We start from the raw sequence: 23,002 nt of genomic DNA, 5'->3' as shown, positions 1-23,002 counted from the left end.
TTAATTATCCAGCTCATCCATAGATTTCACCTGATCGCGGTTAATCTGCTCCACGCGTCCGGTTTCGGCATTTTTGTAAGAGACCAGACCGGTATCATCATCCACCTGCGGTTTACCGCTGGTGACAATGGTCTTGCCGTCGGTGGTTTTGATCGACTGATTCGATGAGCAGCCGGCCACGAACATGATTGCCGTCGCTGCCAGTGCGGATGCCACCAGAATATTGTTCCGCATTGTATCCTCCTGTCTTTTCATCAATAGGTATCGTTATGGTGCTAACTATAGTTAGCCTGACCCGACAGGGGGTTAAAAGCAGAACTCTCTGAAGATGGCCGCGGCCAAAAAAAATGGGCTGACGAAGTCGTCAGCCCAGGTGTGTTGCTATCCGGCCAGGCCGGAGCGCTTATTTGGTGATTTGCGCGTGCATTTCCTGAACCGAAATCACCTTGTCGGTGGCGTCAGCGTTCAGCGCCATCGCGGTGGCAAAGCCGCCGTTCAGGGTGGTGTCATAGTGCACCTTGTACTGCAGCGCGCTGCGGCGAATCAGCTTGGAGTCTTCAATCGCCTGACGACCTGCGGTGGTGTTGATGATGTAGGTATATTCGCCATTCTTGATACGGTCCTGAATGTGCGGACGACCTTCATGCACCTTGTTCACCAGACGCGGGTTGATGCCCGCTTCGCCCAGCACAATCGCCGTGCCGTGAGTCGCATCCAGCTCGAAGCCAAACTTCAGCAGCTTCGCTGCCAGGTCGACCACTCGCTCTTTGTCGCCTTCGCGGACGGAGAGCAGCGCGCGACCCTGTTTCTTCATGGTCGAGTTGCTGCCCAGCTGCGCTTTGGCGAACGCTTCGGCAAAGGTACGGCCAACGCCCATCACTTCCCCGGTGGAACGCATTTCTGGCCCTAACAGCGGGTCAACGCCCGGGAATTTGTTGAACGGCAGGACCACCTCTTTCACCGAGTAGTACGGCGGGATGATCTCTTTGGTCACGCCCTGCTGCGCCAGCGTCTTACCGGCCATCACGCGCGCCGCCACTTTCGCCAGCGGTACGCCGGTGGCTTTGGAGACGAACGGCACGGTGCGCGCCGCACGCGGGTTGACTTCAATCAGATAGACTTCGTTATCTTTCACCGCGAACTGGACGTTCATCAGACCGCGAACCTGCAGCTCGAAGGCCAGCTTCTGCACCTGCTCGCGCATCACATCCTGAATCTCTTTGCTCAGGGTATAGGCTGGCAGGGAACAGGCGGAGTCGCCGGAGTGGACGCCTGCCTGTTCGATATGCTCCATGATGCCGCCAATCAGCACCATTTCGCCATCGCAGATGGCATCGACATCCACTTCAATCGCGTCGTCGAGGAAGCGGTCCAGCAGCACTGGCGCGTCGTTGGAGACGCTGACCGCAGTCTGGAAGTAGCGGCGCAGATCCTGCTCGTCATAGACGATCTCCATCGCCCGACCGCCGAGCACGTAAGACGGACGCACCACCAGCGGGTAGCCAATCTCTTTCGCTTTCTCTACCGCCTGCTCAATGGCGGTAACGGTGGCGTTCGCCGGCTGCTTCAGCTTCAGACGGTCAACCGCGTGCTGGAAGCGCTCACGATCTTCCGCCCGGTCGATAGCGTCCGGGCTGGTACCGATAACCGGTACGCCTGCGGCTTCCAGGGCGCGCGCCAGCTTCAGCGGAGTCTGCCCGCCGTACTGCACGATAACGCCTTTTGGCTTCTCGATGCGCACGATTTCCAGCACGTCTTCCAGGGTAACCGGCTCGAAGTACAGACGGTCGGAAGTGTCGTAGTCGGTAGAGACGGTTTCCGGGTTACAGTTGACCATGATGGTCTCGTAACCGTCTTCGCGTAGCGCCAGCGAGGCGTGTACGCAGCAGTAGTCAAATTCGATACCCTGACCGATACGGTTCGGGCCGCCGCCGAGGACCATGATTTTATCGCGGTCAACGGACGGGTTGGACTCGCACTCTTCTTCATAGGTGGAGTACATGTAGGCGGTATCGGTGGCGAATTCCGCGGCGCAGGTGTCCACGCGCTTGTAGACAGGGTGCAGGTCATACTGGTCGCGCAGTTTACGGATTTCCGCTTCCCGCACGCCCGCCAGCTTCGCCAGACGCGCATCGGCAAAGCCTTTACGTTTCAGGGTGCGCAGGAAGTCAGCGTCGAGGCCGTTGATGCCCACTTCCGCCACTTTCTCTTCCAGACGGACCAGCTCTTCAATCTGCACCAGGAACCAGCGGTCGATGTTGGTCAGGTTGAAGACGCCGTCAACCGAGAGGCCCGCGCGGAACGCGTCGGCGATGTACCAGATACGCTCAGCGCCGGCGTCTTTCAGCTCGCGGCGGATTTTGGTCAGCGCTTCCGGATCGTCGAGGCTCACTTTCGGGTCGAAGCCGGTGGCGCCCACTTCCAGACCGCGCAGCGCTTTCTGCAAGGATTCCTGCTGGGTACGGCCAATCGCCATCACTTCGCCGACGGACTTCATCTGGGTGGTCAGACGGTCATTGGCGCCGGCGAATTTTTCGAAGTTAAAGCGTGGGATTTTAGTGACCACGTAGTCGATGGACGGCTCGAAGGAAGCCGGGGTACGGCCGCCGGTGATGTCGTTCATCAGCTCGTCGAGGGTGTAACCTACCGCCAGCTTGGCTGCCACTTTGGCAATCGGGAAACCGGTGGCTTTGGAGGCCAGCGCCGAGGAGCGGGAAACGCGCGGGTTCATTTCAATAACGATCAGGCGACCGTTTTTCGGGTTGACCGCGAACTGAACGTTAGAGCCGCCGGTTTCGACGCCGATTTCACGCAGCACCGCCATCGAGGCGTTACGCATGATTTGGTATTCTTTGTCGGTCAGGGTCTGCGCCGGCGCAACGGTAATGGAGTCACCGGTATGGATCCCCATGGCGTCGAAGTTTTCGATAGAGCAGACGATGATGCAGTTGTCGTTCTTATCGCGCACCACTTCCATCTCATACTCTTTCCAGCCGATCAGCGATTCATCAATCAGCAGCTCGTTGGTAGGAGAGAGATCCAGGCCGCGGGTACAAATCTCTTCAAACTCTTCGCGGTTATAGGCGATGCCGCCGCCGGTGCCACCCATGGTGAACGACGGACGGATGATGCACGGATAGCCGACGTCAGCCGCTACCGCCAGCGCCTCTTCCATCGTATGGGCGATACCTGAACGCGCGGTGTCGAGACCAATTTTTTTCATCGCGATATCGAAACGGCGACGGTCTTCGGCCTTGTCAATCGCATCGGCGGTGGCGCCAATCATGGTCACGCCGAATTCAGCCAGCACCCCCTGACGCTCCAGCTCCAGCGCGCAGTTCAGCGCCGTCTGGCCGCCCATGGTCGGCAGCACCGCGTCCGGGCGCTCTTTTTCGATGATTTTGCGCACCACTTCCCAGTGAATCGGCTCGATGTAGGTGGCATCGGCCATTTCCGGGTCGGTCATGATGGTCGCCGGGTTAGAGTTCACCAGGATAACGCGGTAGCCCTCTTCGCGCAGGGCTTTACAGGCCTGGGCGCCGGAGTAGTCAAACTCGCACGCCTGACCGATAACAATCGGGCCCGCGCCCAGAATCAGGATACTTTTTATGTCTGTACGTTTTGGCATGGCTCTTTTACTCCTGATTATTTCGCGGACTGACGGTATTGCTCAATTAACTCGATAAAGTGGTCGAACAGCGGCGCGGCATCGTGCGGCCCCGGGCTCGCTTCAGGGTGGCCCTGGAAGCTGAACGCCGGCTTGTCGGTGCGATGGATCCCCTGCAGGGTGCCGTCGAACAGCGACTTGTGGGTCACGCGCAGGTTGGCCGGCAGCGTCGCCTCATCCACGGCGAAACCGTGGTTCTGGGCGGTGATCATCACCACGTTATTATCAATATCTTTCACCGGGTGGTTGCCGCCGTGGTGGCCGAACTTCATTTTAATGGTCTTGGCGCCGCTCGCCAGCGCCAGCAGCTGATGGCCGAGGCAGATGCCGAACACCGGAATATCGGTCTCCAGGAATTTTTCAATCGCGTCGATAGCGTAATCACATGGCGCCGGGTCGCCAGGACCGTTGGAGAGGAAAATGCCGTCCGGATTGAGCGCCAGCACATCCGCCGCCGAAGTCTTCGCCGGCACCACCGTCAGGCGGCAGCCGCGGTCAACCAGCATGCGCAGGATGTTGCGTTTCGCGCCGAAGTCATACGCGACGACGTGGAACGGCAGCTCGCTTTCCGCTTTCGCTTCCGGCAGGTCGCCCGCCAGGGTCCAGCTGCCTTGCGTCCAGCTGTAGGTTTCTGCGGTGGTCACTTCCTTCGCCAGGTCCATGCCGTTCAGGCCCGGGAACGCTTTCGCTTTTTCCAGCGCCAGCTGGGCATCCGGGCTGTCGCCCGCGATGATGCAGCCATTCTGCGCCCCTTTCTCACGCAGCAGACGCGTCAGCTTGCGGGTATCGATATCGGCAATCGCCACGATGTTATGGCGCTTCAGATAGGAAGAGAGGTCTTCGGTACTGCGGAAGTTGCTGGCAATCAGCGGCAGGTCGCGAATAACCAGACCCTGAGCATGTACCTGAGAAGATTCTTCATCGGCGGCGTTGGTGCCGACATTACCAATATGAGGATAAGTAAGAGTGACGATTTGGCGGGAATAGGAAGGATCAGTGAGGATTTCTTGATAACCGGTCATTGAAGTATTGAAAACGACTTCCCCAACCGCCGTGCCGGTTGCCCCGATGGCCCGACCGTGAAACTGGGTTCCGTCTTCCAGAACCAATAGCGCTGACTTAATCAAAACATCCTCCAGAGAATATCCACTCACTTTATTTGCATATTAATTCATAAACACGATCTGAATCAATGCAAATCTGTTGCCCGCAGATTTTTGGCAAACGGCGGCATTCTGGAGAGATGTCGGATAAAAGTCAACTTAAAGCGGAGATTTTTAATGTCATTTTACGCCACTGGCGCATAACACGTGATTTTTACGCCAAAAAGATCAACAAACCTGGCTGAGAAAACGCTTGCGGACGGCGAAGAGTGTAAAATCTGGCGCTGGACGGCAAAAAAGTGGACCAGATGGTCAAAATTTACATTTCATTCACTTAAAAACCGAACAATACCCTAACTTATAGCCCATTCAGAAAAATAACAACCTAAAGCGGCCAAAAATAAAAAAGGGCAACAAAATATTGCCCCTTGCATCAATAACTTATTGATAGCAATAACCACATCACGATGGGTAATAATCGTTATAAACTATTCAGATCCAGCACGTCACGCATATCAAAGAGTCCGCTTTTTTTGCCTTTCAGCCACAATGAAGAGCGAACCGCGCCATTAGCAAAGGTCATTCGACTGGAGGCTTTATGGGTGATCTCGATACGTTCGCCAATATCAGCAAACATCGCCGTATGCTCCCCGACGATATCCCCCGCGCGGACGGTGGCGAAGCCAATGGTGCCCGGGACGCGTTCGCCAGTGTGGCCTTCACGGCTGTAGACCGCGCAGTCCTTGAGATCTTTGTTCAATGCTCCGGCGATCGCTTCGCCCATCGCCAGCGCGGTGCCTGACGGCGCATCCACTTTATGCCGATGGTGCGCTTCGATAATTTCGATGTCGGTGTAGTCGCCCATCACCTTCGCCGCCTTCTCCAGCAGCTTTAACAGGACATTGACGCCGACGCTAAAGTTAGCGGCGAAGACAATGGCAATCTCCTGCGCGGCGTCGCGAATCGCCTGCTTGCCGGCGTCGTCAAAACCGGTGGTGCCGATGACCATCCCTTTGCCGTGGTCGCGGCAAAACGCCAGATGGTTCAGCGTGCCTTCCGGGCGGGTAAAATCGATCAACACGTCGAAATCATCTTTTACCGCCGTCAGGCTGCTTTGCACCGTGACGCCCGCTTTGCCGGCACCCGCCAGCTCGCCGGCGTCGCTGCCCACCAGGCTGGACCCTTCGCGCTCCAGCGCCGCGCCCAGCGCCACTCCATCCATCTGCAGCGCAGCCTGAATTAACTGGCGTCCCATCCGGCCGCCCGCGCCGGCGATGGCCACGCGGATTTGTGCATCATGCATAGCTATTCTCTTTTGTTAACATTACGTAAATTGTTTTCAGAGTAACCAGCCCGTCAGCGGGCCGCTACTCAAAAACGCCGATAATTAGAAATTTATGACAAACGGCGGACGATATCAGTAAAAACTATACGATTGTGCCGCAATTCCTCGTTTACGCAGTGATAACCAGGATGGCGAATGATGATGCCCCGCCCGCCGGTGCGGGCGAAGGCCATGTTGCAGAGGGTTACAGCGGGAAAAGCGCGCCGGCGGGAAACGCGGATAAAAACCAAGTCACCGCCAGCAGATCGGCGCTACCGCCGGGGCTGAGGTGGCGAGCAATCAGATCGTCATCAAACTGGCGCAGCGCCTCCAGGCCACCGTCAGCCAGTACGCCGCCCTGCCACAGCAGCCGCTGCGCCTCCTGCTGGACATAGTTCAGCCCGGCCAGCCCGCCGCGAGACACCAGATTGGTGTCATCATTCCATGCCATCAGATGCAGCAGGGTTTGCAGCAGCGCCAGATTGCTGTCGCCAGTCTCCTCCATCATGCGGTTAAAGACCGGTAATGCCTGGGTGCGCACGGTCAGGAATCCGCTCTCCGCCTCGCCGCGGGCGCCGGAGAAGCCGTAACGCAGAAAATGCATCTCGCCTTTGCTCAGCCGTTCCCCACTGGCGGAGGACAATTCCTGCATAACCATGCCGCGACAGAAGCGCGCCACCTGGTCGCAAAGCCGGTGCTGCTCTATCGGCTCGCCTTTCGAGACCAGCCTGCCCGCTGCCGCGCTGAGCAGGCCAAAAGCGAAGATCGCCCCACGATGGGTATTCACCCCGCCGGTGACCTCCAGCATATCGTTCTCGCAGGCCATTCCCACCGGACGCAGCATCATCAACACCTGCTCCGGCGCGACCGCCGCGGTATCGTGGCCCATGATAAAAAACTTCTCCATCCACGGCGCCACCACCACGGAACTGGCCTCAAACGAGGCCAGATCCATATCCCGGTGCGCGCCAGCGTTACGAATATCCACCAGCCCGGGCTTAGGGGTCAGGCGAACTTCGGTCAACAGCGCGCGCTCTACCGCGCTGACCACCTCTTCGGCGCTCAGTGGTTTCCCGCGTAGCACACGCGGAGGTTGAATTAACACGTCGCTCATAGCCTTTCCCCTCTGCGCTTAGTCGCTGTTTTTCACCTGATGGATCACATCGATGACCGAACCGTCGCGATAGCGGACTACCGCCACCACCCGATCGGTAAATTCGATCGCTTTCGGTTTGCCCGTCAGCAGCTCCGCGCGCTGCTGCAGTTCCTCAATGGTCATCAGCGGAATACCGGCGTTGCGTAAATTGTCGATCAGGTCCTGGCGCGCCGGGTTTACCGCAATGCCATGGTCGGTGACCAGCACATCCACGCTGGCTCCCGGCGTCACGCGGGTCAGCACTTTTTCCACGACGCAGGGAATGCGGCCGCGAACTAACGGTGCGGTAATGATGGTCAGATCCGCGCCGGCGGCGGTATCGCTATGTCCGCCTGACGCGCCGCGCAGCACGCCGTTGGAGCCGGTCATCACGTTGACGTTAAAGTCGGTGTCAATTTCCAGCGCGCTGAGCATCACTACGTTTAAGCGCTCGCAGGAGGCCCCTTTGGAACCCGGGCTGGCATACTGATTAGTAGAGATTTCGACGTGGTTCGGGTTCTGCGCCAGCGAGCGCGCCGCATCGCCATCGAACGATTGGGTGTCGAGCAGCGTTTTAATCAGCCCTTTCTCATGCAGGTCGACCATCGTCCCGGTGATGCCGCCAAGGCCGAAACTGGCGGTAATGCCGTTGCGGCGCATTTTGTCTTCCAGGAAGCGGCTCACCGCCAGCGAGGCGCCGCCGGTGCCGGTCTGCAGCGAGAACCCCTCTTTAAAGTAACCGGAATGTTCAACCACTTTCGCCGCCTGGCGGGCGATCAGCAGCTCACGCGGGTTGCTGGTCAAACGAATGGCGCCCGCGGTGATTTTTTGCGGATCGCCCACTTCGTCCACCTGAACGATCAGATCCACCTGATCCTGGGCGATACTGGCCGGGTAGTTAGGGTAATTCACCCACTCTTCGGTCAACAGCACGACGCATTTGGCATGTTCCGCATCAACGCGCGCGTAGCCCAGCGAGCCGCAGCGCGACTTACCGCTAAAGCCGTTGGCGTTGCCAAACTCATCGCAGCAGGGAACGCCGAGGAACGCCACGTCAATGGACAGCTCACCGCTTTGGAGCAGCTGTACGCGACCACCGTGAGAGTGGATCTGCACCGGATTTTCCATCAGGCCGGCGGAGATCTCCTCGCCAAGCTTGCCGCGCAGACCGGAGGTGTAGATCTGACGGATCACGCCGTTTTTAATATGCTCAATCAGCGGCCAGTGGGCGTCGATCAGCGAACTGGACGCCAGGGTCAGATCGCGAAATCCCATCTCCGCTAGCTTCGCCACCACCATATTGACCACTTTGTCACCGCCGCGAAACGCGTGGTGGAACGAGATGGTCATGCCGTTTTGCAGGCCGGAGCGACGGATTGCCGTTTCCAGCGAGTCGCAGATTTTACGCTGACGCTTTTCCGTCTCACTAGCCAGCCACGGACTTTTCGCCGTCACGCCGTTGTAAGGGGTCAATCCTTCCGGCATCACGTACTGCTGATTAAGCATTGCTACTGTCTCTTTCATCTTATTCCCCTTAATCACGAATACCGGAAGCCGAAAGCGCCACCACTTTGCGCGCGTGGTCGATAATCGGTCCATCGATCATCTTACCGTTCAGCGACACCACGCCCAGACCGCGCGACTCTGCCTCTTCCGCCGCGGCAATCACCTCCAGCGCATGGTCGACCTCTTTTCGCGTCGGGGCATAGACCTGGTGCAGCAGTTCGATCTGGCGCGGGTTGACCAGTGATTTCCCGTTGAAGCCGAGGTTCTTCGCCAGATTCGCTTCCGCAAGAAAGCCCTCTTCATTATTAATATCCGACCACACCACGTCATAGGCGGCGATGCCGGCAACCCGCGCAGCATGTAGCACGGCGCAGCGGGCATAGAACAGCTCAGTGCCGTCGCCGCGGGAGGTGCCCATATCCATCACGTAATCGAAAGCCGCCAGCGCGATGGCCGACAGACGCGGGCTGGCGCGGGCGATCTCGACCGCGTTTACCACCCCCAACGCCGACTCGATGGCCGCCATGAGCCTGGTGCTGCCCACTTCGCGGCCGCACGCACGCTCAATACGCTCAACGTGAGCTTCCAGCTCATGGATATCTTCTTTGCTGTCGGTTTTCGGCAGGCGCACCATATCCACGCCCGCACGAACCACGGCTTCCAGATCGGCCAGTCCAAACGGGGTATTTAGCGGGTTAATACGCACCACCGTTTCGATATCCTGATACAGCGGGTGCTGCAGCGCCTGATACACCAGCAGACGAGCGGTATCTTTCTCGCGCAGCGAAACGGCATCTTCAAGGTCGAACATCACCGCATCGGCGCCGTAGACGAATGAAGTACTTAACATGGCGGCATTGGCGCCGGGGATAAACAGCATACTGCGACGTGGTTTCATAGCTGGCTCCATTGCAATTGAGACTGTTGCGCCGCGCGCAGGGCCGCAGCCTGAACTCGGGCGCGCAGAACGCACTCCAGCGCCCCTTTATCATCCACCACCACGTTGGCCTGGCTAACGCCGAGCTGCATCAGGGTTTCTCTGACCACTCGCTCAATCGCATCGCCAAACTGCTGCTTCACAATGCTGTCGATCTCCAGTTGAATGCCCGGCTGCGTCGCCGGCCCAATCCTGACCATCACATCGCTGGACTCCAGCGTGCCGGCCAGGGCGTCAATCTTCATTTCCATAGAGGCAAATCCTTTGTTATGGCGTAAAAATCAGGCGGTTTGATGTTCGCTTTCCGCCAGTTGCATCAGAAAAGAGAGGGTTCCCGGCGGCACCAGCGCCGCCACCGCCTGCCAGTTGCGCTGCCGGTACAGTTCGCGCACCCTGGAAGCCGATATCGGCCCGCCGTTTTTTTCGATCCGCGCCAGCTCAACGACCTCAACAGGCGGCGCGTCGCCCGGCGCTGCCAGCAACGCTTTCATACGCTGGTTGTAATGGCGGGTCAGCGAACACAGCGGCTCGGTGCCGACAAAACGATGGGTTATCTTCAGCGCCGGGGCTAAATGTTCGCGGAACAGCTGGAGATCGATCTGGTTGTGGCAGTCATCCACCACCCCCTGTTCTTTGAGGAAGTAGCCGGGGAAGGTGGCCCGCGAGATGAGGTATGCCGAACCGGGATGCAGCGTCACTTTGTCGATGCCGGCAATCCCTTTTTCGATTAGCGTGTAGCGATCCTGATACGTGAAACGGGAGGCATCCTCTTTCACCACAAACAGGTGTAGCCAGTCGCATTGACGGGCCGCCTGCTCCACCAGCCAACGGTGGCCGAGCGTGAACGGGTTGGCGTTCATCACGATAGCGCCGATTTTGCGTCCCGGCTGACGGTACATCGCCAGCTGGCGGCAGTAGCGGGTCAGCCGTTCGCGGCTATTTTCCAGTAACACGGCGAGATTGCCGGCCTGCGCAATTGGCCAGAAGCCGGCGCCGGCAAAGAGCGCGGCGTTACAGGGCTTAGTGAATAAAAACAGTTCGCTGCGCCCCAGTTCGTAAGCCAGGGTGAGTAATTCTGTCAGTAGCTTAAGGCTCAGCCCCTCCCCCTGCAGCGAGGGGTCGATAGCGATGCACTTCAGCACGTTGCCGGCGATGGCGCCGCAGCCGACCAGCCGCTGCCGGTACTCGGCGATAATGGCCATTTCGCAATCAGCCTCTAATGAGAGCTGATGCTGACGGAGAAAGAGGTCAATCGCCTCTCGCCGCGATTTATCCTTCCGTAGCTGAACGCGTTTTAATATCAGAGTCATTTTTTAGCGCTTCGTTATTCCAAAACGACCTGTATTTCGCCAGCGTTCGGCTATCGATTCTTGTATTTAAATCACAGTTTTTCTCGTCGCTTAATTGGCTTTATGGTTTTTATGTTGTTAATTCATTCAGCATAATAAAAATAATTAAATTAATTAAAAACACGAGTATTCAGTGAAGGTTATCACACCTTAACACTGAGTCTATTTATTACTATGCGCCGGTCTTATTACTTCATTGATAAACAGGATAACGTTTATGACTAACATGAGCCAGGCTCCGGCGACGGAGAAAAAAGGCGTGAGCGACCTGCTGGGATTTAAAATCTTCGGCATGCCGTTACCCCTTTATGCGTTTGCGTTAATTACGCTATTACTTTCCCACTTCTTTAATGCGTTACCCACCGACCTGGTTGGCGGCTTTGCCATTATGTTTATTATCGGCGCCCTGTTTGGCGAAATAGGTAAACGCCTGCCGATATTCAACAAATATATCGGTGGTGCGCCAGTGATGATCTTTCTGGTGGCAGCATATTTCGTTTATGCCGGTATTTTCACGCAGAAAGAGATCGATGCCATCAGTAACGTCATGGATGAGAGTAACTTCCTTAACTTATTCATCGCCGTATTAATTACCGGCGCGATCCTGTCGGTAAACCGTCGTCTGCTGCTGAAATCGCTGCTCGGCTACATCCCGACCATTCTGATGGGCATTGTCGGCGCGTCGATTTTCGGTATCGTCATCGGCCTGGTGTTCGGCATCCCGATGGATCGCATTATGATGCTGTACGTCCTGCCGATCATGGGCGGCGGCAACGGCGCGGGCGCGGTACCGCTGTCGGAAATTTATCACTCCGTTACCGGTCGGTCTCGCGAAGAGTACTATTCAACCGCTATCGCTATTCTGACCATCGCCAATATCTTTGCCATCGTCTTTGCCGCCGTACTCGATATCATCGGTAAAAAACACACCTGGCTGAGCGGCGAGGGCGAGCTGGTGCGCAAAGCCTCGTTTAAAGTCGAAGAAGACGAAAAAGCGGGCCAGATCACTCATCGCGAAACCGCCGTCGGCATGGTGCTGGCCACCACCTGCTTCCTGCTGGCCTACGTGATGGCGAAGAAAATCCTGCCCAGCATTGGCGGCGTATCGATTCACTATTTTGCCTGGATGGTGCTGATCGTCGCGGCGCTGAACGCCTCTGGCCTCTGCACACCCGAAATCAAAGCTGGCGCCAAACGCCTGTCGGATTTCTTTTCCAAACAGCTGTTGTGGGTGCTGATGGTCGGCGTCGGCGTCTGCTACACCGACCTGCAGGAAATCATCAACGCTATTACCTTCGCTAACGTCGTCATCGCCGCGGTTATCGTCGTTGGCGCGGTGGTTGGCGCGGCCCTGGGCGGCTGGATGATTGGCTTCTTCCCGATTGAATCAGCGATCACCGCGGGTCTGTGCATGGCCAACCGCGGCGGTTCCGGTGACCTGGAAGTGCTCTCTGCCTGTAACCGTATGAACCTTATCTCTTATGCGCAAATCTCCTCCCGTTTGGGTGGCGGTATTGTGCTGGTCATCGCCAGCATCGTGTTCGGCATGATGATTTAACCCATTTGCACGATGGCGCCGTTGAACGGACGACGACTAGCATCGCCAGGGTCCAATGCCGGGAGCGGCAGAGGGAAATCCACCCTGCTCCTTAGCCGGGAATGCCAGAAACGTCGCCAGGCAGCGCGCCATCGTGCCCCTATTTTGAGAGGTATACATGACTGATGCTGCGCTGCTAGGCGAAGGCTTCACCCTGATGTTTCTCGGCATGGGCTTTGTGCTGGTGTTCCTGCTGCTGCTCATCTTCGCCATCCAGGGGATGTCCCTCGCCGTTAACCGTCTGTTTCCCGAGCCGCTTCCGGCGTCAAAACCGGCACCGGCCGCCGTCGCGCCCGCCGACGACTTCGCCCGCTTAAAGCCGGCGATTGTCGCCGCCATTCACCACCATCGCCGTTTGCACCCTTAATTCACGGAGGAATTCATGACCGTTGCCATTACCGATGTCGTCCTGCGCGACGCCCACCAATCCCTGTTCGCCACCCGCCTGCGCCTCGACGATATGCTCCCCGTCGCCGCTCAGCTTGACGACGTCGGCTACCGCTCCCTCGAGTGCTGGGGCGGGGCCACCTTTGATGCCTGCATCCGCTTTCTCGGCGAGGACCCGTGGGTCCGCCTGCGCGAGCTAAAAAAAGCGATGCCGAAAACCCCGCTGCAGATGCTGCTCCGCGGCCAGAACCTGCTCGGCTACCGCCACTACGCCGATGACGTGGTGGCGCGCTTCGTGGAGCGCGCCGTCAAAAACGGCATGGACGTCTTCCGTGTCTTCGACGCCATGAACGACCCGCGCAACATGCAGGCCGCCCTGCAGGCGGTGCGCAGCCACGGCGCCCACGCCCAGGGCACGCTTTCGTACACCACCAGCCCGGCGCACACCCTGCAGACCTGGCTCGACCTCACCGAACAGCTGCTGGAGACCGGCGTCGACTCCATCGCCATCAAGGACATGTCCGGCATTCTGACGCCGCATGCCGCCTTTGAGCTGGTCAGCGAAATCAAAAAACGCTACGACGTCACCCTGCACCTGCACTGCCACGCCACCACCGGCATGGCGGAGATGGCCCTGCTGAAGGCCATTGAAGCCGGGGTCGACGGCGTGGATACGGCGATTTCGTCCATGAGCGCCACCTACGGCCATCCGGCAACCGAAGCGCTGGTGGCCACCCTCGCCGGCACGCAATATGACACCGGGCTGAATATCCACAAGCTGGAGAGCATTGCGGCCTACTTCCGCGAGGTGCGTAAGAAGTACCACGCCTTCGAAGGGCAGCTGAAAGGCACCGACAGCCGTATCCTCGTCGCCCAGGTGCCGGGCGGGATGCTCACCAACCTCGAAGGCCAGCTGAAGCAACAGAGCGCCGCCCACCGTCTGGATGAAGTGCTGGCGGAAATCCCTCGCGTGCGCGAGGACCTCGGTTTCATCCCGCTGGTCACCCCGACCTCGCAGATTGTCGGCACCCAGGCGGTGCTCAACGTCCTCACCGGCGAGCGCTACAAAACCATCGCGAAGGAGACCGCCGGCATTCTGAAAGGTGAATACGGCCACACTCCGGCGCCGGTGAACGCCGCCCTGCAGGCGCGGGTACTCGAGGGCGCAGAGGCCATCACTTGCCGCCCGGCGGACCTGCTGAAGCCGGAGCTGGCGCAGCTGGAAGCCGACGTCAGACGCCAGGCGCAGGAGAAGGGCATCACGCTTGCCGAAAACGCCATCGACGACGTGCTCACCGTGGCGCTGTTCCCGCAAATAGGCCTCAAGTTCCTCGAAAACCGCCACAATCCGGCAGCCTTTGAACCGCTGCCGCAGCTGGAAGAAGCCAGACCTGCCGCGAAGGCTGAGAAACCAGCCGCCTCCGGCGTCTACACCGTGGAAGTGGAAGGCAAGGCCTTTGTGGTGAAGGTCAGCGACGGCGGCGACGTCAGCCAGCTCAGCGCCGCGCCGGTGGCCGCTACGCCTGCTGCCGCCCCGGCCCCGGCCGGCGCCGGCACCCCGGTGACCGCCCCGCTGGCGGGCAATATCTGGAAGGTGCTGGCCGCGGAAGGCCAGGCGGTGGCCGAAGGCGAGGTGCTGCTGATTCTGGAAGCCATGAAGATGGAGACCGAAATCCGCGCCGCGCAGGCCGGCACCGTGCGCGGTATCGCGGTGAAGTCCGGCGACGCGGTGGCGGTCGGCGACACCCTGATGACCCTGGCGTAAGGACGAGGAGCGGAAATGGAAAGTCTGAACGCCCTGATTCAGGGGATGGGGCTGATGCACCTGGGGTTCGGCCAGGCGGTGATGCTGCTGGTCAGCCTGCTGCTGCTCTGGCTGGCGATTGCCAGGAAGTTCGAGCCGTTACTGCTGCTGCCGATTGGCTTCGGCGGCCTGCTCTCCAATATTCCGGAGGCCGGGCTAGCGCTCACCGCCCTGGAGAGCCTGCTGGCCCACCACGACCCGGCGCAGCTGGCGGTGATTGCCGCGAAGCTCCACTGCGCGCCGGACGTCCACGCCATTAAGGACGCGCTGGCCCTGGCCCTGCCGTCGGTGCAGGGGCAGATGGAGAGCCTGGCGGTGGACATGGGCTACTCCGCCGGGGTGCTGGCCATCTTCTATAAGGTGGCGATTGGCTCGGGCATCGCGCCGCTGGTAATTTTCATGGGCGTCGGGGCGATGACCGATTTCGGCCCGCTGCTGGCCAACCCGCGCACCCTGCTGCTGGGGGCGGCGGCGCAGTTCGGTATCTTCGCCACCGTGCTCGGGGCGCTGACGCTGAACTACTTCGGCATCATCAGCTTCACCCTGCCGCAGGCGGCGGCCATCGGCATCATCGGCGGCGCCGACGGCCCGACGGCTATCTACCTGTCGGGCAAGCTGGCGCCGGAGCTGCTGGGGGCCATCGCGGTGGCGGCCTACTCCTACATGGCGCTGGTGCCGCTGATCCAGCCGCCGATCATGAAGGCGCTGACCACGAATAAGGAGCGGAAGATCCGCATGGTGCAGCTGCGTACGGTGAGTAAGCGGGAGAAGATCCTCTTCCCGGCGGTGCTGTTGCTGCTGGTGGCGCTCCTGCTGCCGGACGCCGCGCCGCTGCTGGGGATGTTCTGCTTCGGCAACCTGATGCGCGAGAGCGGGGTGGTGGAGCGGCTGAGCGACACGGTGCAGAACGCGCTAATCAACATCGTGACCATCTTCCTCGGGCTGTCGGTGGGAGCCAAGCTGGTGGCGGACAAGTTCCTGCAGCCGCAGACCCTGGGGATCCTGCTGCTGGGGGTGATCGCCTTCTGCGTGGGCACCGCGGCCGGGGTGCTGATGGCGAAGCTGCTGAACAGGTTCAGTAAGAACCCGATCAACCCGCTGATCGGTTCAGCCGGGGTGTCGGCGGTGCCGATGGCGGCGCGGGTGTCGAACAAGGTGGGTCTGGAAGCGGACGGGCAGAACTTCCTGCTGATGCACGCCATGGGCCCGAACGTGGCTGGGGTGATCGGCTCGGCGATCGCCGCCGGGGTGATGCTCAAGTACGTGCTGGCGATGTAGGCCGGCATCCTCTCCGGAGGCGTGGCCGTTACCTCGCCTCCGGGTCAGGATTAACAGCGCCCCCTTGCCATCGATCACTTTTCTGAAATTAGCGGTTCTGTGCGCCATCTGCGGGTTCTCGGGCCGCGAAACGGGGAAACTAATCATTTAATGTCTATTGGCGCTATGTATACCCGAAAAATCACCCACTGGTTTGCCAGGCGATCGTTTCAGAATCGCATCTTCCTGCTGATCTTATTCACCTCGACGATCGTTATGCTGGCGATGTCATGGTATCTGACCGACATTACCGAAGAGCGTCTGCATTACCAGGTCGGGCAGCGGGCGCTGATTCAGGCAATGCAGATTTCGGCGATGCCGGAGCTGGTCGAAGCGGTTCAGAAACGCGATCTCGCCAGAATCAAAGCGCTTATCGATCCCATGCGTTCGTTCTCCGACGCCACCTATATCACCGTCGGTGATGCCAACGGCCAGCGCCTCTATCATGTTAATCCTGATGAAATCGGCAAATCGATGGAGGGCGGCGATAGCGATGAAGCATTGTTAAACGCGAAAAGCTACGTGTCAGTGCGCAAAGGCTCGCTGGGCTCCTCGCTGCGCGGTAAATCACCGATTCAGGACGAGACCGGCAAGGTGATTGGCATTGTGTCGGTAGGCTATACCATTGAACAGTTAGAGAACTGGCTCAGCCTGCAGATAAGCTCGCTGCTGATCCCGATGGCGATCATGTTACTGCTCCTGCTCTACTGCGCCCGCCGCTTCTCGTTGCATATCAAAAAGCAGATGCTGAATATGGAACCTCAACAGCTGTCGCAGCTGTTGATCCAGCAAAGCGTGTTGTTTGAATCCGTGTTCGAAGGGCTCATCGCCATCGACTCCCGTTACAAGATCACCGCGATTAATCAGACTGCCCGCCGGCTGCTCAACCTGAGCCAACCGGAACCGACGCTTATCGGTAAAGGGATCAGCAGCGTTATTTCTCAGGAGGCTTTCTTCTACGATGCGCCGCAGACCAATAAAAAAGACGAGATCGTCACCTTCAATCATATCAAAGTGATCGCCAGCCGGATGGCGGTGATCTTAAATAATGAGCCACAGGGCTGGGTGATCAGCTTTCGTAGTAAAGACGATATCAACACCCTCAGCCTGCAGCTCAGTCAGGTGCAACAGTATGCCGATAACCTGCGCGCCGTGCAGCATGAGCATCGCAATCTGATCTCCACCATCGCCGGCCTGCTGTTTCTTAAACGCTACGATCATGCGCTGGATCTGATCCAACAGCAGTCGGAAAGCCACCAGAAAGTGATCGATTTTATCGCGCGGAATTTCCAGGATAACCATCTGGCCGGGCTGTTGATCGGCAAGTATTACCGCGCCAAAGAGCTCGGTCTGGAACTGGTTTTCGATCCGGCCTGCTTCGTCGACAGATTACCCACCGCCCTTTCTCACAACGAATGGATCTCGATCGTGGGGAATCTGCTTGATAACGCCTACAATGCCAGCCTGCAACAGCCGCAGGGCTCAAAGCAGATAGAGTGCCTGATCAACAGCGACGGCCACGAAGTGATTATCGAGGTCGCCGATCAGGGATGCGGCATTGACGAGACGCTGCGCGATCGGATCTTCGAGCGCGGCGTCACCAGCAGCGTCAGCAAAGATCATGGCATCGGACTCTGGCTGGTTCGCAGCTACGTGGAACAGGCAGGCGGCAGCATCGTCGTCGAAAATAACCTTCCCTTTGGCACCATCTTTACTCTTTATATTCCCCTGACCCGAGATGAACATCATGGATAGCATCACCACTCTTATCGTTGAAGACGAACCTATGCTGGCGGAGATCCTGGTGGATAACATCAAACAGTTTCCCCAGTTCGACGTCATTGGCATTGCGGATAAACTCGAGAGCGCCAGGAAACAACTCAGACTGTATCAACCGCAGCTGATCCTGTTGGATAATTTCTTACCTGATGGCAAAGGTATCGATCTGATCCGCCATGCGGTCAGTACCCATTACAAGGGGCGGATCATCTTTATTACCGCTGATAATCATATGGATACCATCAGCGAAGCGCTGCGCTTGGGGGTGTTCGACTATCTAATTAAGCCGGTGCATTATCAGCGCCTGCAGCACACCCTGGAGCGCTTCGCCCGCTATCGCAGCTCGCTGCGTTCCAGCGAACAGGCCAGCCAGATCCACGTCGATGCGCTGTTTAATATTCAGGCTCGGGAACAGACGGAACCGGCCAGCGCACCGCTACGCGGGATCGATGAAAGCACCTTTCAGCGCGTACTCCAGCTGTTTGCCGACCCGGCGGTGGTACATACCGCCGACTCGCTGGCGCGTATCCTTGGCAGCAGCAAAACCACCGCTCGCCGTTATCTGGAACAGGGAGTGAAGAACGACTTTCTGGAAGCGGAAATCAGCTACGGCAAGGTTGGCCGACCGGAGCGTATTTATCGCGTCAAACAGACCTACCCTGAGCAGAACTGAAACGTTTACGTCAGGGAATAGCTGATCACCAACTGCCCCTTCTTCATCTTAATCTGACTAATGACAATGTCGCCCAGCTCCGCCAGACGGGCGACGTGGGTGCCACCGCAGGGATAGGCGGGCAGCTCGCCGAATCCCACTTTGCGCATGCCGTCAGCGAACGTCACCTGACGCGGTAAATCCTGCGCCTGCCATGCCTTTACTAGCGCCAGTAGCGCACTGGCGTCCGGCAGCGCGGCGCTATTCCTGCTGGCAAAGGTTATCCGCCCTTCGCCGGGCCAGTGGTGCGCTTTCACCGGTTGCCAGCCAAGCTGTTCGCCCGCCATGCCAAGCAGGTGGCCGGCAGAATGCAGACGAGCATGCAGCTGTCTCGCGGGGGCATCAATTTTCATTTCCACTTCACCGAGGGGAAGCTGTTGCGACAGAATATGCAGCACCCTGTCGCCGCGCACAACCACCGTCTCAACGGCCTGTCCGGCAATCCAGCCGCAATCCGCCGGTTGACCGCCCCCTTGCGGGTGAAACAGCGTCCGATCCAGTTCGATGGCGTAACGGCCATCCGCTTCTGCAGTGCAGGCGATGATCTGGGCGCGCCCGTCGGTAGCATCGCTGGTGTAATAAACCCGTTCAGTCATAGTGATTCTCCTCTCTGTTCGCCCAGTATATTATTAATACCGACAGCGATAATCCCATCATCCGCCAATGCACTCTTGCTCCAGGGGCACAAATGAATCTGAACCTCCTGCCCGACCTTGCCCTCTTCGTACAGATTGTCGACCAGGGCAGCTTCTCCGCCGTCGCCCGCCAGAGCGGCATTACCCCTTCCGCGGTTAGCCGCAGCGTGTCACGGCTGGAGCGAGAGATGGGCTGCAAACTGCTGCAGCGTACCACTCGCAAGCTGCGTCTGAGCGATGCCGGGGAAACGGTTTACCAGCATGCCCAGCAGATGCTGGAAGCGGCGCGACAGGCGATGGATTCCGCCGGCAGTCGCCAAACGGTCGCCCAGGGAAAGCTGACGCTCAGCGTACCGAAAGCCATCGGCCGCTTTGTGATCCATCCGCTGATGATGGCGTTTTTTCACCGTTACCCGCAGGTTGACGTCTGCCTCCGGCTGGAAGATCGCCCTCTGGATTTTATCGATGACGGTATCGATCTGGCGCTACGCATCACCGATACCCCCTCGCCCGGCCTGCATGGCAAACCGCTGATGCCGGTCACGCACGTTATCTGCGCCACTGAAGCCTATTTACAGCGCCACGGTATGCCGCACACGCCGCAGGAACTGCGGGCGCACAGTTGCATCAGTCTTGGCGAAACGCCTGCCGACGCGCGCTGGAAGTTCCGTCGGGAAGGGAAAACCGAAACGGTGCAAACATACGGGCGGTACGCCGCCAACCATACCGCCGTGCGCCTCGACGCGGTTAAGCAGCATCTGGGGATCGGCAGCCTGCCGCTGTTCACCGCCCGCGAGGCGCTGGCGAATGGCGACATTGTGCAGGTGCTGCCCGAGTGGGAATTTATCAGCAGCTATTCCGGCGATCTGTGGCTGCTGTGGGCGGGAGATAAGCATATGCCCGCCAGAATGCGGGCGATGATTGATTATCTCAGCGAGACGGTGCCTACGCTGAACGCAGGCAGCACAGAGCCAGCGAAATAACCGCAAACCACGGAATGATAACCCCCAGCACGAACCAGATCCCGGAGCGGCCGATGTCATGCATCCGCCGGCAGCCAACTGCCAGCAGGGGGATCGCCATCAATAGCAGCCACAGCGCCGCAAAGGGTATGACCACAAAGCTGAGGATGCCGTAGCGAGGGTCTAGGCGGGTTGCCAGACACCAGACGGCCAGCGGCGCGCTGGCGATCAGTAGATTGATAAGAAAAAACGTCCAGAACTGCTGTCGGCTGGCCCGGCCGCTAAAATTAAAGGTCTCTTTCCAGCCGCTCAAATACGCCTGTCCATAGGTCATTGCTTCTCTCCTTGAAGATTGGGTGGGTATTACGGCGCCAGGGCAATCACCTCCGCCGCCCAGCGCTGAAACCCTTCCACGTCGATATCCAGCGCCACCTGGGCGTTCGCCGGCTGACCCAGTCGTCCTTCAATATCCACCACCGTGGTGCCGGCGGTCCAGGTGCCCTGCGTCTCCACCGCCACAAAACATGGCTGCAGAGTGAACAGTTCCGGGCGGGCCAGCCATGCGATAGCGCAGAGATCGTGCATTCGCAGACCACTGCTCATGCTGCCGCTGCGATAGTGGCTAAACAGCGCATGGAGCATTTTACCGGTCTGGTTCAGCGTCGGCAGGGTTGCCAGATAATCCGCCGTCAACAGCGCCCGATTGGTGACGTCCAGCCCGCACATCACAATCTCCAGCCCGCTGTGGAAGACTTTCGCGGCAGCTTCCGGGTCGATGGCAATATTGAATTCGGCATTCGGCGTAAAGTTGCCGCGGCCCGCCGAGCCGCCCATGATCACCAGCCGGCGAATGTTGAATACGCATTCCGGATACTGGGTCAGCAGCAGCGCAATATTGGTCAGCGGGCCAATCGCCACCAGAGTGATCGGCTCGGCAGCGTGCATAAGCGCATCACGGATCGCCTGGAAGGCCGGCTTCGCCAGCGGCTGACGTTGATGCTCAACAAAGTCATACCCTTCCATACCGGATTCGCCATGCACCGAAGCGGCATCGCGCAGGGGACGCACCAGCGGCATCGAAGCGCCCTGCGCCAGCGGCACATCGGCATGCCAGAAGTGCAGCAGCTGCAGCGCGTTACGGGTCGTCTTCTCCACCGAGACATTGCCCGCCACGGTGGTCATTAGCTGCAGATCCAGCTCGGGAGCGAACAGCGCCGCAGCAATGGCGGCAGCATCGTCGATGCCCGGGTCAGTATCAAGAATGATCGGTAAGCGCATGGTTTCTCCCTAAAAAAAATGCCAGACGTTAAGTCTGGCATCTTCTCATATTGCAGGCGGAAAGAACTTACTCTACTTCACGGACATCCACACGCAGCTCTTTCGGCACTTCAAAAACGATATTCTCTTCTCGGCCTTCCAGCGGCACCGCTTCGCCACCGCCCAGCTCCTGCAGCCGGGTGATAACGTTCTGCACCAGAATATCCGGCGCCGATGCGCCCGCCGTCACGCCGACGCAGGCCGCATCCTTGACCCAGGCTTCCTGAATATCGGAGGCATCGTCAATCAGGTAGGCTGCCTTACCCATCCGCTGCGCCAGTTCGGCGAGGCGGTTAGAGTTGGAGGAGTTTTTCGAACCGACCACCAGCACCACGTCAGCCTGCTCCGCCAGCGCGCGCACCGCTTCCTGACGGTTAGTGGTGGCATAGCAAATGTCGTCTTTGCGCGGGCCGACGATTTTCGGGAAACGCGCGCGCAGCGCGTCAATCACATCAGAGGTATCGTCCACCGAGAGGGTGGTCTGGGTCATAAACGACAGCCGGGCGTCGTTTTTGACTTCCAGCTTGAGAACATCTTCCGGCGACTCGACAAGGTACATGCCCCCTTGCGGGTTATTGTACTGCCCCATAGTGCCTTCGACTTCCGGGTGTCCGGCATGGCCGATCAGAATCGACTCTTCGCCACGGCGGCTGGCGCGGGCGACTTCCATATGCACTTTCGTCACCAGCGGACAGGTGGCGTCGAACACCGTCAGGTCGCGGCTCTTCGCTTCATTCCGTACCGCCTGCGATACGCCGTGAGCGGAGAAAATCAGGATCGCGCCGTCCGGTACTTCGCTGATCTGTTCGATAAATATGGCGCCGCGCTTGCGCAGGCTATCCACTACATAGCGGTTATGCACCACTTCATGACGAACATAGATCGGCGCGCCGTACAGCGTCAGCGCGTTTTCTACAATGCTGATAGCGCGGTCAACGCCAGCGCAAAAGCCGCGCGGGTTAGCCAACAGGATCTGCATGTTACTCCTCCAGCGCCGGATCGATCTCCAGCACTTCAATATCAAAATGAACGGTGCGCCCGGCCAGCGGATGGTTGAAGTCGACGGTGATGGAATCGCCGTTCACTTCACGGATCACGCCAGGCATTTCGCTGCCATCCATTGCGGTAAAGAGCATAATCGCGCCGATCTCCGGCTCGCCGGCGTCGATAAACTCGCGGCGAGAGAAATACTGAATCAGGTCCGGGCTCGGGACGCCAAAAGCGGCGTCAGGCTCCAGCGAAAAGGCCTTTTTCTCGCCCTCTTTCAGACCAAGAAGCTGTTGCTCCAGCCCTTCAGACAGGGAGGTGTCGCCGAGGCGAAACAGCGCCGGTTTGCCATTGTTACGGGTGGACTCGGCGGTGGATCCATCGTCCAGCTTCAGCGTGAAGTGAACGAGAACCGCGCTGTTGCTCTGTACGGATTTAGACATGCAAATTGCTCGCTTGTTTTAGGTCACCTGTTGCCCGGAGG

Annotated in this window: 21 protein-coding genes; 7 read left to right on the top strand and 14 right to left on the bottom strand. The window is 58.8% G+C overall.

What is annotated here, in order from left to right; genetic code table 11:
- From ACQUTP_RS17700 to citC, 9 genes are all read right to left on the bottom strand, one after another.
- Nucleotides 1–234 carry a YgdI/YgdR family lipoprotein gene (locus ACQUTP_RS17700; protein WP_002888059.1) on the bottom strand — a complete coding sequence of 78 codons (234 nt, stop codon included), beginning with the start codon at nucleotides 232–234 and terminating at the stop codon, nucleotides 1–3.
- Between the two features lie 169 nt (nucleotides 235–403).
- The gene (carB, locus tag ACQUTP_RS17695) at nucleotides 404–3,628 is read right to left on the bottom strand and encodes a carbamoyl-phosphate synthase large subunit (protein WP_004204267.1); all 3,225 of its coding nucleotides are present in this window, start codon (nucleotides 3,626–3,628) and stop codon (nucleotides 404–406) included.
- A 17-nt stretch (nucleotides 3,629–3,645) separates the two neighbouring features.
- Entirely contained in the window at nucleotides 3,646–4,794 is a 1,149-nt protein-coding gene (gene carA / locus ACQUTP_RS17690; protein WP_023291945.1) for a glutamine-hydrolyzing carbamoyl-phosphate synthase small subunit, read from the bottom strand.
- A 457-nt stretch (nucleotides 4,795–5,251) separates the two neighbouring features.
- Complete coding sequence (gene dapB, locus ACQUTP_RS17685; protein WP_117263578.1) at nucleotides 5,252–6,073, bottom strand: 4-hydroxy-tetrahydrodipicolinate reductase; 822 nt, start codon at nucleotides 6,071–6,073, stop codon at nucleotides 5,252–5,254.
- 226 nt (nucleotides 6,074–6,299) lie between these two features.
- A complete protein-coding gene (gene citG / locus ACQUTP_RS17680) occupies nucleotides 6,300–7,208 on the bottom strand; it encodes a triphosphoribosyl-dephospho-CoA synthase CitG (protein WP_428902417.1) in 909 nt (302 codons plus the stop codon).
- Nucleotides 7,209–7,226: 18 nt separating this feature from the next.
- The gene (gene citF / locus ACQUTP_RS17675) at nucleotides 7,227–8,753 is read right to left on the bottom strand and encodes a citrate lyase subunit alpha (RefSeq protein WP_080847993.1); all 1,527 of its coding nucleotides are present in this window, start codon (nucleotides 8,751–8,753) and stop codon (nucleotides 7,227–7,229) included.
- A gap of 10 nt (nucleotides 8,754–8,763) precedes the next feature.
- A complete protein-coding gene (gene citE / locus ACQUTP_RS17670) occupies nucleotides 8,764–9,633 on the bottom strand; it encodes a citrate (pro-3S)-lyase subunit beta (RefSeq protein WP_032455538.1) in 870 nt (289 codons plus the stop codon).
- Complete coding sequence (citD, locus tag ACQUTP_RS17665) at nucleotides 9,630–9,923, bottom strand: citrate lyase acyl carrier protein (RefSeq protein ID WP_017901212.1); 294 nt, start codon at nucleotides 9,921–9,923, stop codon at nucleotides 9,630–9,632. Before citD ends, citE begins: the two co-directional genes overlap by 4 nt.
- 30 nt (nucleotides 9,924–9,953) lie before the next feature.
- Entirely contained in the window at nucleotides 9,954–10,982 is a 1,029-nt protein-coding gene (gene citC / locus ACQUTP_RS17660; protein ID WP_004204257.1) for a [citrate (pro-3S)-lyase] ligase, read from the bottom strand.
- Between the two features lie 256 nt (nucleotides 10,983–11,238).
- Here citC and citS point away from each other — a divergent pair, with 256 nt between their 5' ends.
- The 6 genes from citS (at nucleotide 11,239) to citB (ending at nucleotide 18,578) form a co-directional block, all read left to right on the top strand.
- Entirely contained in the window at nucleotides 11,239–12,579 is a 1,341-nt protein-coding gene (gene citS, locus ACQUTP_RS17655; RefSeq protein ID WP_004204255.1) for a citrate/sodium symporter CitS, read from the top strand.
- Nucleotides 12,580–12,736: 157 nt separating this feature from the next.
- Nucleotides 12,737–12,985 (top strand): oxaloacetate decarboxylase subunit gamma, encoded by a 249-nt coding sequence (locus ACQUTP_RS17650; protein WP_004204254.1) that lies wholly within the window; start codon nucleotides 12,737–12,739, stop codon nucleotides 12,983–12,985.
- Nucleotides 12,986–13,000: 15 nt separating this feature from the next.
- A complete protein-coding gene (gene oadA / locus ACQUTP_RS17645; protein WP_004204250.1) occupies nucleotides 13,001–14,770 on the top strand; it encodes a sodium-extruding oxaloacetate decarboxylase subunit alpha in 1,770 nt (589 codons plus the stop codon).
- A gap of 15 nt (nucleotides 14,771–14,785) precedes the next feature.
- Nucleotides 14,786–16,087: an oxaloacetate decarboxylase subunit beta gene (locus tag ACQUTP_RS17640; RefSeq protein ID WP_004204249.1), complete on the top strand. Its 1,302-nt coding sequence runs from the start codon at nucleotides 14,786–14,788 to the stop codon at nucleotides 16,085–16,087.
- Between the two features lie 165 nt (nucleotides 16,088–16,252).
- Nucleotides 16,253–17,881, top strand: coding sequence for a citrate sensor histidine kinase CitA (gene citA / locus ACQUTP_RS17635; RefSeq protein ID WP_048322953.1), 1,629 nt, complete (start codon nucleotides 16,253–16,255; stop codon nucleotides 17,879–17,881).
- Nucleotides 17,874–18,578 carry a citrate response regulator transcription factor CitB gene (gene citB, locus ACQUTP_RS17630; protein ID WP_004204247.1) on the top strand — a complete coding sequence of 235 codons (705 nt, stop codon included), beginning with the start codon at nucleotides 17,874–17,876 and terminating at the stop codon, nucleotides 18,576–18,578. The genes citA and citB overlap by 8 nt, the downstream gene beginning before the upstream one ends.
- A 5-nt stretch (nucleotides 18,579–18,583) precedes the next feature.
- Here citB and ACQUTP_RS17625 read toward each other — a convergent pair whose 3' ends face one another.
- Nucleotides 18,584–19,213, bottom strand: coding sequence for a serine-tRNA(Ala) deacylase AlaX (locus ACQUTP_RS17625; protein WP_032455534.1), 630 nt, complete (start codon nucleotides 19,211–19,213; stop codon nucleotides 18,584–18,586).
- Nucleotides 19,214–19,305: 92 nt separating this feature from the next.
- On the opposite strand from ACQUTP_RS17625, the gene ACQUTP_RS17620 reads away from it, so the two are divergent.
- Nucleotides 19,306–20,235 carry a LysR family transcriptional regulator gene (locus tag ACQUTP_RS17620; RefSeq protein ID WP_049093225.1) on the top strand — a complete coding sequence of 310 codons (930 nt, stop codon included), beginning with the start codon at nucleotides 19,306–19,308 and terminating at the stop codon, nucleotides 20,233–20,235.
- On the opposite strand, the gene ACQUTP_RS17615 is transcribed toward ACQUTP_RS17620, so the two are convergent.
- The 4 genes from ACQUTP_RS17615 to fkpB form a co-directional block, all read right to left on the bottom strand.
- Complete coding sequence (locus tag ACQUTP_RS17615; protein WP_049004272.1) at nucleotides 20,198–20,548, bottom strand: DUF805 domain-containing protein; 351 nt, start codon at nucleotides 20,546–20,548, stop codon at nucleotides 20,198–20,200. The genes ACQUTP_RS17620 and ACQUTP_RS17615 overlap by 38 nt on opposite strands.
- Nucleotides 20,549–20,577: 29 nt before the next feature.
- A complete protein-coding gene (gene rihC, locus ACQUTP_RS17610; RefSeq protein WP_004204242.1) occupies nucleotides 20,578–21,492 on the bottom strand; it encodes a ribonucleoside hydrolase RihC in 915 nt (304 codons plus the stop codon).
- A gap of 67 nt (nucleotides 21,493–21,559) precedes the next feature.
- Nucleotides 21,560–22,510 (bottom strand): 4-hydroxy-3-methylbut-2-enyl diphosphate reductase, encoded by a 951-nt coding sequence (gene ispH / locus ACQUTP_RS17605; protein WP_002887979.1) that lies wholly within the window; start codon nucleotides 22,508–22,510, stop codon nucleotides 21,560–21,562.
- 1 nt (nucleotide 22,511) lies between these two features.
- Complete coding sequence (gene fkpB / locus ACQUTP_RS17600; RefSeq protein ID WP_004204241.1) at nucleotides 22,512–22,961, bottom strand: FKBP-type peptidyl-prolyl cis-trans isomerase; 450 nt, start codon at nucleotides 22,959–22,961, stop codon at nucleotides 22,512–22,514.
- Nucleotides 22,962–23,002 lie beyond the last annotated feature (41 nt).

Source organism: Klebsiella sp. 2-CIP_Kleb., assembly GCF_050378715.1.
GTDB classification, from domain to species: domain Bacteria; phylum Pseudomonadota; class Gammaproteobacteria; order Enterobacterales; family Enterobacteriaceae; genus Klebsiella; species Klebsiella quasipneumoniae.
Note: the sequence above shows the minus strand (reverse complement) of the source record. Positions and strands in the feature narration are given on the sequence as shown.